Origin of the sequence: Arthrobacter globiformis, assembly GCF_030818015.1 — a bacterium.
GTDB classification, from domain to species: domain Bacteria; phylum Actinomycetota; class Actinomycetes; order Actinomycetales; family Micrococcaceae; genus Arthrobacter; species Arthrobacter globiformis_C.
This window is the reverse complement of the sequence record NZ_JAUSZX010000001.1, coordinates 4,049,769-4,067,412: the sequence shown is the minus strand read 5'-3', so window position 1 is coordinate 4,067,412 and position 17,644 is coordinate 4,049,769. Positions and strand designations below refer to the sequence as shown.

The following is a 17,644-nucleotide window of genomic DNA, read 5'->3' as shown; positions in this document are numbered from 1 at the left end:
TTTCCCCTTTCACCGACGCCGATGTGAATGCAGTTTGCAGTGCCGGGAAGAACCAGAGGAACAGAGCCTTCCACCAGCTGTCGATGGTTTCCCCGGCGGGCTTGAGCGAGACGCACATGGCACCGCTTGCGAGGGCTTCCTGTAGGCCGGCTACGTTGTCCCCGAGGGTGAATACGAGGACACTCGCCCGCACAGATCAGGCCAGAGTGGCTTGCAGACTAGCTGCTCTGACGGCTCGTCGTGCCGTAACGGCAGAGAGAGTCAGCCAATGGTGCGCGACAATGCGGAACAGGACGGGGCATTGGAGCAGGACCGGGGCCACCCACTGACCAGAGGTAATAGTAGGCGTCGGCGGGCGGCTCTTTGTCGCTCTTGACTCAGACGATGGCCTTCATGCCAGCCCAGCCGGCCCCGATGCGGGCAGCTGGTAAGCCAGGATTGCGGTACAGCCACAGGACTCCGCTGGCATCGCGGACCAAGAGATCGGACTCTCCGTCGCCGCTCAAGTCACCGGGGCTCGCTATTGCAGTCACACCCTTCCACCCGGTGTACAGCTTGCTTCGGGGAAGGAACCCACCTTGTCCGTTGCCGCGATAGAACCACAGGGTTCCAGTTGAGTCCCTCGCGATCACGTCAGCAATGTGGTCGGCTCCCATGGAGTCTCCACCAACGATCGAAGCCATCGTGTGCCAGCCGGCGCCGATCCTGATCCGCGCAAGCCATGCGCCCTTGCCGTTGCCTGGATAGAGCCAGAGGACTCCGGCACTATCGCGCGCCAGCAGATCGACCTTGCCATCAGCGTTGGAGTCGCCAGCGCCGACGAGGGCGGTCATGATATTCCAGCCGGCGCCTAATCTCACTCTCATGCCCCACCCGGATTTGCCGTTCCCGGGGTACAGCCAAAGAACACCCGCGCTGTCTCTCGCCAGAACGTCCGCCCTACCGTCTCCGTTGAAGTCCCCGGGACTCACGATCATTGTCATCGAGTTCCACCCCGCCCCCAAACGCGTTCTCGTTGGCAGCGTGGACTTGTTGGTTCCTGGATAGAGCCAGAGGACTCCGGCGGAATCCTTTGCCAGGAGGTCGGACCTACCATCACTGTTGAAGTCACCTCTGGACGGCTTGGTGACGACATAGGTTCGTGAAATTGCGCCATTCACCTGGGTTCCGTATGCCTCAAGGGCCGTGGACCCGGTTGACTGGGCGAGGGGCCAGACGAAGAAATCGACCCACCCCTCCGCATAATAGGTCGCGCGAGCAGTCGCGCCCTGGAGGGTGTGCTGCGGATAAGGAAAGTCAGGATCGTGCGCTGGCATCAGCTGAGAGCCGTTGAACCCCCTGTAACTCGGCAACGGAAACGTTGCCAAAATGACGTGCTGCTCACGAGCGTCTGAGGAAGCATTCACAGACAATGTGCCGAGTTTCTGGATGGAACCCAACGGGGAAAAATCGGTGACGGCAGGCGCATCTATTGTGAGGTGGCGGACGCAATCCTCAGGCAGACATCCGCCAGAATTCAGATTCGACAGTGGGGAAAGTGCCCTCACGCTCGGGACCACTAGATTGATCGCGGAAATGCAAGGCTTCGAAGCAGAGCATGACATTGTCGGAGACGATAGAGGTGAGAGGTCCGTGATCGCAGGCCCTTGCAGGCTAACCTCGTCAACGGAAGGAGCAGCGTATTGGATGGCTGTGACGTCATCGTTCGTCCCTTCGTCGATGACGAGACCTTTGAGGGACGTCAGCCTTCCAAGAGCGGTCCAGTCTTGAACGTGGCCGCTGGTGTGCAGGTGAGTTGCATCGGTGGCCACGAGAGACAAATCGATGTTCGGTCCGCTGCACGTATACGAAATGGATTGGAATTCGGCGATCCGGGTACAGCCCGAGCCGTCTGCAACAGCAGCGGGCGCGAGCCCCGCGCTAACAATGGCTGTCGCCAATAATGTAGCGACGAGTCGTTTAAGCATGAAGATCCCCCAGATGGCCGCAGGCTACCGCGCGGCAAAAATTATCGATGACTTCCCGCATGGTAGCGGAAATTGTCCGGCGTTCGCGGTGTTTTCATTCTTTTCCAGTCATCTCCCTTGCGTGTAACACGGCAAGAACCAAGAAGCTATTAGTGTCTGCGTAATCGGTATGCTTCGCTCGCTGCTCCGACCACACCGTGACGAGCACAGCGGCCAGCACCACCCCGATCCACGAGAGCAGAACCCGGTCGCGGATGTTGACCACCACCAACAGCGTGTAGCTGGCCGACGGGTGCCAGGCCGCATATCCCGGCCAGGTGTCACGGGGAAGCGCGCTGCCCACGAGGAGGGTGATCGCGGCCACCGCGCCGAGGGCCGTGATGGCCGGGCCCAACGGAAGCGGGCCCTGGCGAGGGAGCAGCACCACCACGGCGGCCGCGACGTAGATGGACATGGCCAGCAACACCGGCCACGCGGCGGTCACCAGGTCCAGACTCAGCAGCCCCAGGCCGATCTGGACCGCGACGAAGAGCGAGCACGTCGTCGATGATTCCTGCACGAACCTGCTGCAGTTCCGCCTGTTCCACTGCGGCTACCCCTGTTGTCACCGACGACGGCGATTCCCGCCGACGCCATTTCTGCCGCAATTGTGCCAGTTGATTAGTAGGAATTCGCTTTGCGTCGCGGGCAACCAATTGTTTGCTGGCCGGCTGCTATATATTAAAGCTTCTCGGTGTCCCCACTTCCGGTGACAAATTCCGCCGCCGGCTCGTTACTGTGCTGACCCCGCTGGGACGGACTGGCTAGTCTCTCAGAAGGCGCAGGGATTCCAACGGCATTTATGGGGGGCCGTTGGGCTCCTTGCTGCCAGGGGAGGTGGCATGCGTGACTTGGTGAACCTCGGCCGCCCGGGCAGACCTCTTTTCCAAATCTTGAGCCAACACGCCGGGTTCATTCCCAGGGGCGCCGATTCGCGCCGGTGGTGTCGCCGCATCACAACTGAAAGTGTGGCCGCGATGACTATCGTTGAATAGGCATCGGCACTAGCAATAATGCTGGGATCCTTGGCCGCCGCAACTGGTCTCTCCGCCGTGATTCCGGTCCAGGTCCAGACAGGGTCCAGAGCAGGCTCCTGCTATCTCATCCTAGATGCAGCTGCAGGCTTCGATTTTGAACGTGGCACTGGCGTTTATGGCATCGGGCTAAGTCCACCGGCCACGAGGGGGAGCGAGGCGCTGCTGCATGGATATTGAAGCTTGAAGTTATAGCTACAATTCAACATGGACGCGGGGCACGCGGCCTCCATCCGCGTAGTGACTCGTCTGTGGTCGACGCATGACCTTAGGACGGTCCTATTGATTGGCCTGCCGCGAGCACGGTTTTTTTCGCATGTAACTTTGGCTGCCGTTGGCGCTCTTATCGGCGGCGGACTGTTCGCCCCTCCAGCCGTGGCGGACGAGCCAACACTGCCCGCCATGCCGATGTCTCCTCAGTCCGCGGATGTGCCAACGGAGCAGATTATCGTCAGGTACAAGGAGAAGGCACGGATAAGTGCGGTTGAGCGTGGACGTTCCTATGCTGCCGCAGGATCAAAGGTCGGTGCTGCGCTGAAGGATGTGCGTGCGACATCGGCCGGAGCGCATGTTCTTCGGACCGACCGGAAGCTGTCCACCGATCAGATCGGAACACTTCTTGATGCACTGCGCGCTGACCCGGATGTGGAATACGCCGAACCCGACCTGGTCATGAGGCCGATGTCCGTCGCAACCTCCAATGACACCTTTTTTCCGCTTCAATGGGACTTCTTTGAATCGCAAGGTGGCATGCGAGTGCCGGAAGCGTGGACGGTCAGCAAAGGCGAAGGCGTCGTGGTGGCGGTCGTCGACACCGGCATCACGAACCACAGCGACCTCAACGCAAACGTTCTTCCTGGCTTCGACATGATCTGGAATCCCTTCTCAGCCCGCGACGGCGATGGGCGGGATGCCGATCCTAGTGATGAAGGCGACTGGACAGGGGCGGGACAGTGCTACTCCGGCTCCGGAGTGGGCCAGTCATCGTGGCATGGCACGCATGTTGCCGGAACGATTGCAGCCGTGACGGACAACAACCAGGGCGTGGCTGGCGTAGCTCCTGGCGCAAAAATCCTGCCGATGAGGGCGTTGGGGCCTTGCGGCGGATACACATCCGACATCGCGGACGCCATTATATGGGCCGCCGGCGGCTCCGTGGCAGGACTACCCGACAACGCAAACCCGGCCAAAATCATAAACCTGAGCCTCGGCGGGAGCGGTGCCTGCTCCCTTACATATCAATCTGCAATCGACCTAGCCACATCGCGAGGGGCGGCCATTGTTGTAGCATCCGGCAACGAGAATAGGCCAGCGGCTGAATCGAGCCCCGCGAATTGCCAAAACGTAATTACCGTTGGCGCCAGCACGCGCAACGCCCAGCGCGCCCCGTACTCGAATTACGGACCAGAAGTTGATGTCATGGCCCCGGGCGGGGACATGAGTTGGAGTGCATCAAACGGTATCGCCTCCACTTTGAACGAAGGCGTCACATCGCCCGGAGCGGAGGCGTACTACTTCTCTCAGGGCACATCTATGGCTGCCCCGCACGTAGCAGGCGTGGCGGCCATGTTGGTGGCTAACCTCGGTGAGAAGGCGACCCCGTCCTATATTGAAGAAAGACTAAAAGCGACCGTCCGCTTCTCTGGCTCTCCCTGCATCATCGGGGCCGTCTGCCCGCCATCCCTTCCCATCGTCAACGCCGGCGCCGCAGTTCGGCCTGATCCGGAATTGACCGCCGGCTCGCCCACCGTGACTGGCGTTGTCGCACTGAATCGTACGCTGACGGTGGAACCGGGGACCTGGGGACCGGCGCCGGTCACGCTTAGCTATCAGTGGTTAGCGGACGGGGATCCTCTCCCGAATGGGATAGGCGCGTCGTTCACGCCCGGTGTCTCTGAACTCGGCAAATTGATCAGCGTGAAGGTCACGGGCACGAAGAGCCGTTATGTCACAGCTTCCCGGACTTCGGCCCCCGTTGGACCAATCGAGTCGTTTTCGATCTCACCCGGTGAACCAACGGTTACCGGCGACGCAGTCGTCGGCAACACTCTGAAAGCTGCGACAGGGCAATGGGCGCCCGAAGACGTGGCATTCGCCTACCAATGGAGCAAGAACGGCTTCGATATTGAAGGCGCTACCGAAGTGACCTACAGGGTTCCGCCGTCGGACCTAGGTGCTGTTTTAGCAGTCACGGTCACCGGCAGCAGTGCTAAGGCCAACAGCGTATCGGCTACTTCACCATCAACGAGTGCTGTAGCGCCGGGCCTTCTCACCGGTTCTCCTGTGCCTGTCGTGACTGGAGTGCCTCTTGTCGGGCGCGTTTTGGCAGCGGAGCCAGGAGATTGGACGCCTTCGCCTGTGACCCACACATTCCAATGGTTCCGCTCACAAACTGCCATCGAAGGGGCAACTAACGCCACATACGAGGTTGGCACCGAAGATCGCGGGCACAACTTGCACGTATCGATCACGGGCACCAAACTCGGCTATCGCCTTGAGACACGTTCCAGTGCGGCCACATCCACCGTCCTGCAGGACGTGGAGCCTGGAACTATTGCGTTCACGGACAAGGACGGCACGGCGGAGGACACGTACACGATCCCGGCGACTGACGGTGTGGAGTATCTGGTCGGCGACAAGGTCGTCGAGGCGGGAACGTACCCCGGCGCCGGCACGGTCACTGTGACGGCGCGGGCGAAGACTGACTACGTGGTCAAGGCCGGTGCTGTGGCGGAGTGGTCGGCGACGTTCAAGGCGACCCCGTTTGAGGTGGTCCCGGCGGCGGTGGTGTTCACGGACAAGGACGGCACGGCGGAGGACACTTACACGGTCCCGGCGACCGAGGGTGTGGAGTACCTGGTTGGGGACAAGGTCGTCGAGGCGGGGACGTACCCGGGCTCTGACACGGTCACTGTGACGGCTCGGGCGAAGACTGACTTCGTCGTTAAAGCCGGTGCTGCCACGGAGTGGACGGCGACGTTCAAGGTGACCCCGTACGAGGTGGCACCGGCGGCGGTGGTGTTCACCGACAAGGATGGCACCGCCGAGGACACCTACACGGTTCCTGCAGTTGAGGGTGTGGAGTACCTGGTCGGTGACAAGGTCGTCGAGGCGGCAACGTACCCCGGCGCTGGCACGGTGACGGTGGCGGCGCGCGCGAAGACTGACTACGTCTTCAAGGCCGGTGCTGTGACTGAATGGACGGCGACGTTCAAGGCGACCCCGTACGAGGTGACACCGGAGGCGGTGGTGTTCACGGACAAGGACCGCACGGCGGAGGACACTTACACGGTCCCTGCGACCGATGGTGTGGAGTACCTGGTCGGGGACAAGGTCGTCGCAGCTGGCACCTACCCGGGCTCTGGCACGGTGACGGTGACGGCGCGGGCGAAGACCGATTATGTGGTCAAGGCCGGTACCGTGACTGAGTGGACGGCGACGTTCAAGGTGACCCCGTACGAGGTGGCACCGGAGGCGGTGGTGTTCACCGACAAGGATGGCACCGCAGAGGACACCTACACGGTTCCTGCAGTTGAGGGCGTGGAGTACCTGCTCGCTGACAAGAGTGTGAAAGCGGGCACGTACCCCGGCACTGGCACGGTGACGGTGACCGCGCGGGCTAAGGCGGATTATGTCGTCAAGGCTGGTGCTGTGACGGAGTGGTCGGCGGCGTTCAAGGCGACGCCGTTTGAGGTGAGCCCGGTTGCCGTGGTGTTCACGGACAAGGACGGCACGGCGGAGGACACTTACACGGTCCCTGCGACCGATGGTGTGGAGTACCTGGTGGGGGACAAGGTCGTGGCCGCTGGCACCTACCCGGGCTTTGGCACGGTGACGGTGACGGCGCGGGCGAAGACCGATTATGTGGTCAAGGCCGGTACCGTGACGGAGTGGTCGGCGACGTTCAAGGCGACCCCGTATGAGGTGAGCCCGGTTGCCGTGGTGTTCACCGACAAGAACGGTACGGCAGAGGACAGCTACACGATCCCTGCTGTTGATGGTGTTGAGTACCTGGTCGGGGACAAGGTCGTCGGGGTCGGAACCCACCCGGGCACCGGCACCGTCACCGTGGTTGCACGGACGAAGACGGATTACGTCCTCAAGGCCGGTGCTGTGACTGAGTGGACGGCGACGTTCAAGGCGACGCCGTTGGTGGTCACGCCGGCGCCTGTGGTGTTCATGGACAAGGACGGCACCGCGCAGGACACCTACACCGTTCCCGAGGTCGAGGGCGTGGAGTACCTGGCCGGGGGCAAGACCGTGACTGCCGGGACCTATCCCGGGGCAGGAACGGTCAGCGTCGTCGCGAAGGCCAAGCCGGACTACGTGCTGAAGGCCGGAGCGGTTTCATCCTGGTCCACGACGTTCAAGGCCGTGTTCCGAATGACTATGGTTGTGCCTGCGGGTGACCTGAACAGTGACGGGAAGGCTGACGTGCTCGCCCGTGACAGCGGCGGGACGTTGTGGCTGTACCCGGGCAACGGGCGCGGGGGCTGGCTCGCCCGCACAAAGGTGGGCGCCGGCTGGAACGTCATGAACTCACTCGTCGGAGCCGGCGACCTGACCGGGGACCGCAGGGACGATGTGCTGGCACGCGACTCTGCCGGAACGCTGTGGGTGTACCCCGGGAACGGTCGCGGGGGATGGCTGGCCCGGATCCGGGTGGGCGGTGGCTGGAACGTCATGAACTCCATCGTCGGTCCCGGTGATATGAACGGTGACGGGAAGGCGGACGTGCTGGCCCGGGACAGCGGCGGGACGCTGTGGGTCTATCCCGGCAACGGTCGCGGGGGATGGCTGGCCCGGATCCGGGTGGGCGGAGGCTGGAACGCGATGACCGCCGTCGTCGGTCCCGGCGATCTGACGGGTGACCGCAAGGTGGACATCCTGGCCCGCGATCAGAGCGGAATCCTCTGGGTCTACCGCGGCAACGGGCGCGGCGGGTTCGGCTCGCGGACCAGCGCCGGTGCGGGCTGGAACGCCATGGGCACCATCGCGGGCCGCGGCGATTTCAACGGCGACGGCAGGCCTGATGCCCTGGCAATTGACGCTGCCGGCGTGCTCTGGCTGTACAAGGGCAACGGTGCAGGCAACTGGCTGGGCCGGACCTCCATGGGCGCCGGCTGGAACTGACACGGCCGCTTCCCTGAACTGAAGGGCCGCCGCGCGAATCTTCGCGTGGCGGCCGTTGCCGGGGATGGACCGTTTCCAAATCTTGATCCAACACGCCGGGTTCGTTCTCAGGGGCGCCGATTCGCGCCGGTATTGTCGCCGCATCACAACTGAAAGGGTGTGGCCGCGATGACTATCGTTGAATACGCATCAGCACTTGCAGTAATGCTTGGATCATTCATTGCAGCAAGCGGTCTCTCTGCCGTGATCATCCGGGCCAGGTCCAGACACTAAGGCCTGTGTTCCGCAAGCATGCGCGCTGCCGGCTCATCGCCGCTCGCGGGAACGGGCAGCGGGCAAGTTCGCAACGCGCTGTTCCTGCCCGACAGCAGGCCGAGTCAATTCGTGAACACGAAGGCATTCTGTCCTCGCGGTCAAGGCATTCTTGTCCTCGCGGTCATTGAGGATGGCATCGTTCCTCCAGCAAAGCGCCTGCCCCGGCCGCTGGCCACGAGACCGACGAACCTAAACGACGCCCGCTATTACTCGCTGGCACTGACCGGTTGGTTCAAAGATGCAGAAGGGCCCTGCACCGGTGCTAGCACCGGTGCAGGGCCCCTTCAATGGCCGGCTTCTAGTCCAGTCGCTGGCTGTTGAAGATTCTGTATCCCTTCCAGCCCGTACCGACGAGGGAACGTGTCCCCCGGCCGGCGAAGCCTGCAGAGGACGCCACAGAAATGAATGTCCAGCCGGATCCGATCTGCCCGGAGCCGAGCCAGGCACCGGTACCGTCCCCCCTGTACAGCCGCATGGCGTTGGACGAGTCGATTGCCACCACGTCCTGGTTGCCGTCGGCGTTGAAGTCCATGGGGAGGATGTTCCAGGCGCCCCAGTTCCAGCCCACCTGCGTCTTACCCGCCGTAGTCAGGGCGGCGCCGCTTGAGTTCGTGTAGTACCAGAGGCTTCCGGAAGAATCCTTGGCCAGCATTCCGGGCAAGCCGTTGGACCTGATGAACCGGGAGGGGGCGATCTGCATGCTCTGCCATCCGACGCCGATGCTTTGGTAGCTGTCGAACCCGCCGTCGGCTTGCCCGCGGTAGAGTCTGAGGCTGCCGTCGTTCCATTTGGCTACGACGTCGAAGATGCCGTTGCCGTTCCAGTCCACGGTCCAGCCGGTGACCATGTTGCCCCAGCCTGGACCGATCTGGATTCTCGCCCCAAAGCGGCCGTTGCCTGAGGCTGGGTAGTTCCAGAGCACGCCGTACGGGTCAACGGCGAGCAGGTCTGCTGCGGACTTTATGGTCGGGGAAGGGACGTTGTTGCGTATGGGGCGCAAATATCCCGCCAGCCCTTGCTTGGACAGGTACTGCTTGACGCTCGGCCCGGGGTTTTGAGTAAAGCAGTAAACGTTTGGGCCGGCGTCACTGATCACCATAGCCACATGGGAGTACGGCAAGTAGCTCCCGTATTGCCATATTGCGACGTCGCCCTTTTGCGGCACAGACGACGCGGATATCTGAATGAAATAGTCGGCGGCCCCGTTGAATGCAAAACCGTCCCAAAGTGCAATGGCGTAGCCTCGGTGGGGCGAGAATTGCGTGCTGATCCCTGAAGTTCCGATGACATAGAGGCAGTAGTTTTCCCAGAGGTCCCAACACTGGGCGCCGTAGGCGCCATCCATATCGATGTACCGGTTTTCGTTGTTCGCTACCCAGCCGTCAAAGGTGCTCAATGTCCGCGCCGCCTGCGCTACAAAAACACCTTCATCGGCGAAGTAGCTTTCATCAACGTGCGGCGTGTCCGTCCCACTGACATCATCGGCGTGAGCGGCGGCCGGCACGGCGAGTCCAAATGCTCCAATTGTTCCTGCTGCGCCTGCAGCCATGAGAATTTGGCGTCGCGAAATGGCGTTTTTCATTCTTCCCCCAACTTTTTGTCAAAAAGCAAATGAATAAGCCCACCCAAGAGACCAATCAGGGTGAGCGAGATCAGATTATGGGTTGAAGAGGAAAAATCTATCGAAAATACTATCTTGTTTTATATAACGTTTGGACTAATGCTGCACCCCGGGTGGCGAGTGCCTCGCCCTGATCCACAGATAGAACTTTTCGGCCCGGCGTTTCTCGTTAGTGGCTGTCGCTGTACGCGTTGCTCGTGGCAGTAAGGGTTCCACTGGTAGCAATCAGCCTGCAATTCGAAGCACTTCCCTGAGGCTGAAGTCCGGTGAAGGTCGCCAGGCCCGAAACGGCCTGCTGAATCGTGGTTCCGCTCAGTTTGCAGGTGCTGAGGTTAGTGCTGATGGTGACAGAACCGGTGCCGGACGGGTTGCCGAATGTGTCAGCCATGAGGACACGAATGACGGGGTTGAAAGGCTGGTTGATGGTGGCAACCGGGGTTGGGCCGGTCTCGAACGCGAGCTGGGATGCCGCACCCGCCACGACGGTTTCGGTCTGAGTGACTGCGCCCAGGCTGCTGTTGCTCACCGTGATTGTCGGCGAACCTGCCTTGGTGTCCCCGTAGTAGACGGACGTTACCGAAGAGCCGACGTCGATCGTCACCTGGCTCACGGGCGCGCCTGCGGAACTGGCGGCGAAGAATGACGTCCCGGAGCTGGAGGACAGGAGCAGCGTGGTGGAGCCTGCCGTGGCGGGGTTCCCATACGCATCCTGCCGCTGGACCGTGATGGGTCCGAGGATGGCGGTATCAGACGCTGCTCCCGTCACAGGCGCGCTGAGCACAGCGAGCTTGGTGGCCGTGCCGGCGGTGATGGTTGCCGTTTGGGAAGCCGCAGCCAGGCCTGTGCTGCTGGCAGTGAGAGTGGGCGTCCCTGCTTTGGTGTCCCCATAGCGGAAGGACGCAGCCGACGACCCGTTGGGGATAGTTACGGTGGTGATTGCCGGGCCACCCACCGTTGCGGAAAATATGCCGGTCCCGGCTGTGGTGGAAGACAGCCCGACGGCGAGATCACCTGCCGTAACCAAATTGCCGTAGGCATCCAGCCGCTGGACCGAAATGGGGCCAAGATTTGCCGACGCCGAGGCTGCCCCCGAGACGGGGGCAGTGGTGAATTGCAGTGTCTTCGCCGCCGCCGGGGTGATGTTGAAAAACCCGCTGCTGATGGGCGTCAGGCCGGATGAGGACGCCGTGAGTGAGTACCCCGAACCGGCCTTGTCGATGGACAGGTTCGCGAAAGTGGCAACGCCAAGCACATTGGTGGAAGCCGTCACCGTGCCGGAGAGCGTGCCCGAGCCCGGATTGTTCCCGATTGAAAGAGTCACCGGAACGTTCGCAACGGGGACCAGCCCCGAGGACCGTACCGTCACAGTCACCGCTGGGCTGACCGCCGCTCCGGCGGTCGCATTGCTCGGTCCTTGGGTGAAGGCCAGCTGGTTGCTTGCCGGCAGCACCACCGTGATGTTGCCGCTGGCTAGGCTGACGGCCGTCCAGGACCGGTAGACAGCCGTGACGACGTAGCTGTGAGTGCCGACAGGCACCGCGTTGTCGGTGCAGGACGCACTTGCCAGCAGGGCTGCCGGGCTGCTGCCGCAGGCCGGCGCCGTGGCGCTGCCCGTGATGCGGGTGACATAGTAGCCGGTGGGCGCTATTGCTCCGGCGGAGGCCGTCCAGCTCACCGGCACGGCGCCCACATTGGTGGCTGGCGCGGTAACTCCGGTGGGTGCAGCCAACGACCCGGTGACGGCGCTCCCGGTTCCCAGCCCCACGGACTTCCAGAAGGCCGATGCGCCGGGAGCGCCCACCAACGCCGCCATCAGCAGCGAGGCGACTATGGCTGTGCAACGGATGGCCGAGCGCTTAAGCAGCACCAGCCCCGCCCGAGGCACCCGGGGGGCCTCGGTGGAGCTGGTGCTGTTGGCTGCCATGTCTACCTTCTGAACGCGAGGTGGGCGGAAAGCTGGTCTACCAGCGGAGACTGAAGAGCGGGCTAGTGACCAGGTACGTCAGCCGGTTGTGCCTTCAGCTCGCGGAGAAGACCAGCGGTACCGTCACTCCCTTGCAGGAGTCCTGGTTGGTGGCGAGATTCTTCATGGTGACGGTCACGGTGCCCTGGACATTCCCGGCGGGGTTGATGGCCCCCTTGGTGACTGAGGCTGTGCCGACTGTGAAATCAGCGGCCGTGCACGGGAGCGTGGTACCTACGGACCAATCCGCGGGAATGGCAACATCGACGGCCGCCAGGTTTTGTACACCCGAGCCCGGGTTCGTCACCGTGAAGGCTACGGTCTGCTGGGGGCCGCCCGGAGAAAGGGGACCGCCCGTGGCTGCCTGGCTCACGACGGTGAACGGAACGCTGGTTCCGGTTCCTGCCTGCCCCGAGCCGGTGCCCACTGAGCTCCAGTATGCGAACGCGGCGCCGCCGCCGACAGCGGCCAGTACTGCGGTGGTAACGATGATGCGCTTCTTGCGTCCTGCGATCTTTGCCATGGTCTCCCCTGAAGTTGTTGCGGCTCTGTCGCCCGCTTCCGCGGCGCCTGTCCGGTCCCGATGAAAAGAGCATGTCGTTCCAACATCAAGTGGCAACCAAGGGGCGCTCAAGGTTTCATCAAGAATCTATTCGGCCCAAGGAGGCGGTTCGGTGGCTGGAAGGCAAGCACCGCCGTCGTACTCTGCTCCGGAACGCAACCTCAATATTGCCGAAGGATTGGCGCGATTCTCACAGCTCGCGTGACATCCGGTGTTAGCTTTGACCAAATTTGGCAGCGCTGGCTGGCGCGTCATGTTTGCGTTTGCAGCGTCGGGGCTTAGGCGCCTGGTTCTGCTGGCTGTAGCCTGATCCCGATTCTCTGCCTTCATGAAGTTACCGTTCATGCCTGCCGGTTCCTAACGGCAGAGGGTCTGCTGGGTTTGCGGTTGCGTCGTGAAGTGGCGCTGATTGTGGGGGAATCATGTTCAGTTCGACGTTCCGGCGAGCCTTCTCGGGTTTCGGTGCCGGTGTGGTTTCGATGGCTTTAGTCCTGTCGGGATCGGTTTCGGCCGGCGCCGCTGATTTCGCAGCCCAAGCGGTTGTCGACCCGGCCGCCCCCTCGGCCGTTTATTCTGACGCGCAGTACCCTCAGGACGGTGCGGCCGGCAAGACGTTCAAGGATGTTCCAACCAGTGCAGCGTTCGCCCGAGAGATTGGCTGGCTGGCTGCGTCCGGTGTCTCCACCGGCTGGGCGGACGGGACTTTCAAGCCGGTTACCGCGGTCAACAGGGATGCGATGGCTGCCTTTATGTACCGGCTGGCGGGAAAACCGGCGTTTACGCCCCCGAAGGTGTCGCCCTTCACGGATGTGGCTCCCGGCTACTTGTTTTACAAGGAGATCACGTGGCTGGCGGCGGAGGGCATCTCCACCGGGTGGGCGGAACCCGGCAACCGGCGATCTTTCCGGCCGGTGCAGCCCGTGAACCGGGACGCGATGGCCGCGTTCATGTACCGTCTCGCCGGAAAACCTGCGCTGTCCAGCTCCACAGGGACCCGTTTCAGGGATGTTCCGGCGGGCCGGGCGTTCAGTACTGAAATTGGCTGGCTCGCTTCCACCGGGGTCTCCACCGGGTGGGCGGACGGCACCTTCCGGCCGCTGCAGGCAGTCAACCGCGATGCGATGGCTGCGTTCATGTACCGGTTCCTGGTGCGCGCCCGGCCACTTGCTGCCGGGGCCACCAGCACCGTGCATCTCGGCCCGCTGGCCACCGGCCACAGCGCCGGCCTGGTAAGGCTTTCGGTCAAGGATGCCAGGGACGCCGTCACTGTGAGCGTGACTGGCGCTCCTGCCCTTACCGTTCCCTCAGGAACCTCTGCCTCCACGACCGTCCTGGCGCCGCTCGTTAACGGGGCCATCACCGTGTCCGCTTCGAACGACACACAGGTCACGATCCAACTCATCGCCACGTTTGACGGAGTTGGGACGGTTCCCGGATCGACTATCGCACTGCCTGCGCCGGTCACGCGCGCTGACACGGACCGGCAGCTCGCCGGCCCGCAGCTTTCGACAGCCCCTTTCGACGTCGGCGTTACGGGAGCCGGAGGGGTGCCGGCCACGGAGGTGCGAGCTGTGTTCGTTACCGCAACCGTCACTCTGGCAGCCCCTGACACTCTTCGGATCGGTGATCAGGACCTGAACGTCGGGGCCGGAGTGACGACGATCACGACGATGCTGCTGCCGTCCGAGACCGGCACCGTGAATGCCTCACTGCGTAAAGGGACGGGATCGCTGCGGATGGACGTCCGCGGGTACGTCACCGATGCCGCGCAGGCAGCACCCAACGTGAACGTGGGCGGAAGCTTCGTGCCCGCGAGCGAACCAACGCCCCAAAAGTTCACAGCCACCTCAGCGGGCACTCCGATTTCCCAGGAGGGCCCTGCCGGCAGCGAAGCCGTGCTGATGCTGGTTTCTGCAGAACCCAGCGGCGCGGCCGCCAGTGTCCTCGATGTCGCTCCGGGTTCCACTCCCGGGGTTGGAGGGGCAGTGATCGACGCCGGACGCGGCGCCCAGCCCCAGCTGGCGTTCGTTCCCTTAGGAAAGGGGCAGCCGACGGCGAGGATCGGCTCCGGCTCTGCCGCCGCCGTCGCTCTTCCGTTGGGAACCCTTCTCTCGGCGCCGCCCGCTGCCTCGGGTCCGGCGCCGGAAGTAAGCATTACTTCGCCCGCGTCTTCGGCCAGCGTGGATCTTGGGGAGACCGGGAAGCTCGTACTGGAAGGCACGGTGGCATCGTCCACGGCCCACGTTGCGGCAATGCTGGTAACCGTGGGCGGGGCTGCGGTAGGAACACCGAAAGTGCGGCAGACCGCGGGGGGCATCCGCTGGTCTTTCGAGACGGGCCTTCCGCAGAGTGGCCAGGTAAGTTTCACGGTGAGCGCCACGGACAGGGCGGGGCACACCGGCTCTTCCAGCGTCCTGGTGAACGCCGTCCTGCCGACAGTTTCCACGCAGATCATTTCCCCTGATGCGGTGCAGCTGGACGAGGCGGTGAACCCCGTGCAGTCTGTCACTCCCACCTCGGTGACGGTGGCCAACAGCCCGGACCTGGCGGTTGGCCAGATCATCGTCGAAGGACCCAGCGCCGCAGCCCCGGACGGACTGCTGCGGCAAGTATCGGCCGTTGACCAGGTGGGCAGTTCCACCGTCGCAACGACTACCCCGGCGACACTGGCTGATGTGTTCCTGCAGGTTGATTTCAGCCAAGAGGTGCCCCTGGATAGCAGCATGGGACTGGCCACCGCTGAAACAGGGGCCGACGGCGACAACTCCCCGGGACTCACGGTGCAGGACGAAGGAATTGCCGCTGCAACGGTAGAGACCGGGTCAGACGTGTCCCTGGACACCTACACCGATACAGCCACATCCAGCTGGACCGATGCCGAAGTTGTTCCCCTCAATGCGGCGCCGGCAAGAATGACGGCGCAATCACTCCGGCCTGCCGGGATCGCGCCCCTCGCGGTGACAATCGACGAAAGCCTCCAATTTGCAAGCCACATTGCGTTGAAGGACACGATTACCTGCGACGCCGTTAAAGGCTGCCTATCGTTCGGCAAGACGCCCGAATCGACGATTCAGAAGGCCAAGGCCGCGATCGCCTCATCAGCCGGAGTCTCACTCAGCGGTGAAGCGAAAGTCGGTTTCACTCTGACCTTCACCCTCAGGACCAACCTTCAGTGGGGTTGGGGCGGGCCCCAGGTGCAAATTGAAGAATTTTCAACGATCGTGCATACGGAGATGAGCGCAAAGGCCACAGCGAGTGCATTCTTGAAAACCGCCACCAACAACCGCATGAAACACGAGCTCGCCACACTCAAGATGGCGCCTATCACCTTCATGGTCCTCACGATTCCTGTCGTGATCAGGCCGGGCGGCACCGTCTACCTCGAAGCCAATTTTTCGGCTGCGACGTCCCTGACGGTGGATCTCGGGGTTGAGCGCAGCCAGGACTTCGGCGTCCGCTACTCATCCAACGGCGGTTTCAGAAGCGTGGACACCGGCCCGGTCACTAAATTCAGCACGCCGGTGTTCGGGCCGAACGGGACCGCCGCGGTGACCGGAAAGATCGAGGCGGGATTCGGACCCACGCTTAAGGCAGGTCTCCTGATCTACGGCTTCGCGGGGCCGACGCTGACAATCGGCGCGCAGGCGGGTGCCTCCGCATCGATCACCATGGCCACGACCGGCAACAAAGTCGACGCGTCCCTTTACATCAGAGGCGACGTCATCATCGGCGTCGAACTCACCGTTCCCATCATTGAAAAGAAACTGCTCGACGCCGTGATCGTCAGTGGCAACTACACCTGGAGAATCAAAACCTGGCAATGGGACTATGCCACCACCTTCCCCGGGACCGAGTTGCCGACGACGCCGGCACCGAACCTTCCTTTTGACGCGGTCGCCCTCGCGAGCGGTGCCGCCACTAATTACGCACTCGATCGAAATGGCAACGTGTGGGCGTGGGGAAACAACGGCACCGGACAGATTGGCGACGGCACAACTCAAGACCGCTTGCTCCCCGTCAAAGTACCCGGTGTTACTTCGGTGACAGCAATTGCAGCTGGCTACCAGAGCGCCTACGCCCTGAAATCTGACGGGACCGTATGGGCTTGGGGCTACAACGCACTGGGAGAACTTGGAGACGGAACGAAAACCACCAGTCTCCGGCCTGCTCTGATCGCAGGACTGACCGGTGTAGTTTCGATAACCGGGGGAATGAACTGCGCATACGCCGTGATGCGAGATGGGACAGTTCGGGGGTGGGGTCGTAATGACTGGGGGCTCCTAGGCGACGGAACGACCATCGACCGGACAAGACCTGTCCTCGCGACAGGGCTGAGCAACGTGAAAAGCATCGCCGTGGGGTTTGGAGGTACAGGTTACGCACTGCGCAAAGACGGCACAGTTCTATCCTGGGCCTGGAATGATGGAGGGTCACTCGGCGACGGGTCAAGCGTCGATTACCGCCTGAACCCCGCACCAATCCCTAACCTCTCAGATGTTGCCAGCATCGCCACCGGGCAAGGTACCTTCGCTGTACTCAACGATGGGACAGTTTGGGCGTGGGGCTCGTATCACGGCATTCTTGGTGACGGCGCAAGGGAAGTCGTGAGTAGTCCGAAGCATATTTCCGGGCTGCCCGCTGTTGCCGCCGTAGCGACCGGTCAAGGAGTCAATTTTGCACTTGGCTCGGACGGCAGCATCTGGGGCTGGGGTAACCCGTCGACCGTTCGAATGGGCGACGGATCAACAACCGTTCGATTATCGCCCGCCAAAATTGGAATCAATGACGCCACGGCGTTGACGGCCGGATCCGGCTCGACCATTATCCGGCGAACAGACGGGTCATTGTGGGGCTGGGGAACCAATCCAAGCGGCACCGTGGGGGACGGAACGACGACAGACCGCGCGACACCCGTGAGAGTTGGTCTGCAAGGATGACTAAGGCCACCCTGCAGGTGAAACATACCAGCCGGCAGGTTGCCGTCGGATATCCTCAAGTGACATCATCTCC

7 protein-coding genes and 1 pseudogene are annotated in these 17,644 nt (G+C 62.6%); 3 read left to right on the top strand and 5 right to left on the bottom strand.

Features of this window, described 5'->3' with window-relative positions; all coding sequences use genetic code 11:
* Positions 1 to 377 precede the first annotated feature (377 nt).
* Both QFZ23_RS18975 and QFZ23_RS18970 read right to left on the bottom strand, forming a co-directional pair.
* A complete protein-coding gene (locus QFZ23_RS18975; RefSeq protein ID WP_306925296.1) occupies positions 378 to 1,439 on the bottom strand; it encodes an FG-GAP repeat domain-containing protein in 1,062 nt (353 codons plus the stop codon).
* A gap of 622 nt (positions 1,440 to 2,061) precedes the next feature.
* Positions 2,062 to 2,526 (bottom strand): hypothetical protein, encoded by a 465-nt coding sequence (locus QFZ23_RS18970; protein WP_306925295.1) that lies wholly within the window; start codon positions 2,524 to 2,526, stop codon positions 2,062 to 2,064.
* A gap of 721 nt (positions 2,527 to 3,247) precedes the next feature.
* Between QFZ23_RS18970 and QFZ23_RS18965 the strand changes: the two are divergent.
* Both QFZ23_RS18965 and QFZ23_RS18960 read left to right on the top strand, forming a co-directional pair.
* A pseudogene (locus QFZ23_RS18965) lies at positions 3,248 to 4,663 on the top strand (S8 family peptidase); the annotation flags it as partial.
* A gap of 735 nt (positions 4,664 to 5,398) precedes the next feature.
* On the top strand, positions 5,399 to 8,173 hold the full coding sequence (locus QFZ23_RS18960) for an FG-GAP-like repeat-containing protein (RefSeq protein WP_306926935.1): 2,775 nt from the start codon (positions 5,399 to 5,401) through the stop codon (positions 8,171 to 8,173).
* A gap of 613 nt (positions 8,174 to 8,786) precedes the next feature.
* On the opposite strand, the gene QFZ23_RS18955 is transcribed toward QFZ23_RS18960, so the two are convergent.
* From QFZ23_RS18955 to QFZ23_RS18945, 3 genes are all read right to left on the bottom strand, one after another.
* A complete protein-coding gene (locus QFZ23_RS18955; RefSeq protein ID WP_306925294.1) occupies positions 8,787 to 9,992 on the bottom strand; it encodes an FG-GAP repeat domain-containing protein in 1,206 nt (401 codons plus the stop codon).
* A 286-nt stretch (positions 9,993 to 10,278) separates the two neighbouring features.
* Positions 10,279 to 12,033 carry a hypothetical protein gene (locus QFZ23_RS18950; protein ID WP_306925293.1) on the bottom strand — a complete coding sequence of 585 codons (1,755 nt, stop codon included), beginning with the start codon at positions 12,031 to 12,033 and terminating at the stop codon, positions 10,279 to 10,281.
* A 94-nt stretch (positions 12,034 to 12,127) separates the two neighbouring features.
* Positions 12,128 to 12,595 (bottom strand): hypothetical protein, encoded by a 468-nt coding sequence (locus tag QFZ23_RS18945; protein ID WP_306925292.1) that lies wholly within the window; start codon positions 12,593 to 12,595, stop codon positions 12,128 to 12,130.
* A 518-nt stretch (positions 12,596 to 13,113) separates the two neighbouring features.
* Between QFZ23_RS18945 and QFZ23_RS18940 the strand changes: the two genes are divergently transcribed.
* Positions 13,114 to 17,571 (top strand): S-layer homology domain-containing protein, encoded by a 4,458-nt coding sequence (locus QFZ23_RS18940; protein ID WP_306925291.1) that lies wholly within the window; start codon positions 13,114 to 13,116, stop codon positions 17,569 to 17,571.
* Positions 17,572 to 17,644: the final 73 nt, after the last annotated feature.

What these genes read in the sequence shown, in the direction of transcription:
- QFZ23_RS18945 (WP_306925292.1), bottom strand. Translation starts at nt 12,595, where the DNA reads ATGGCAAAGATCGCAGGACGCAAGAAGCGCATCATCGTTACCACCGCA.
- QFZ23_RS18950 (WP_306925293.1), bottom strand. Translation starts at nt 12,033, where the DNA reads ATGGCAGCCAACAGCACCAGCTCCACCGAGGCCCCCCGGGTGCCTCGG.
- QFZ23_RS18940 (WP_306925291.1), top strand. Translation starts at nt 13,114, where the DNA reads ATGGCTTTAGTCCTGTCGGGATCGGTTTCGGCCGGCGCCGCTGATTTC.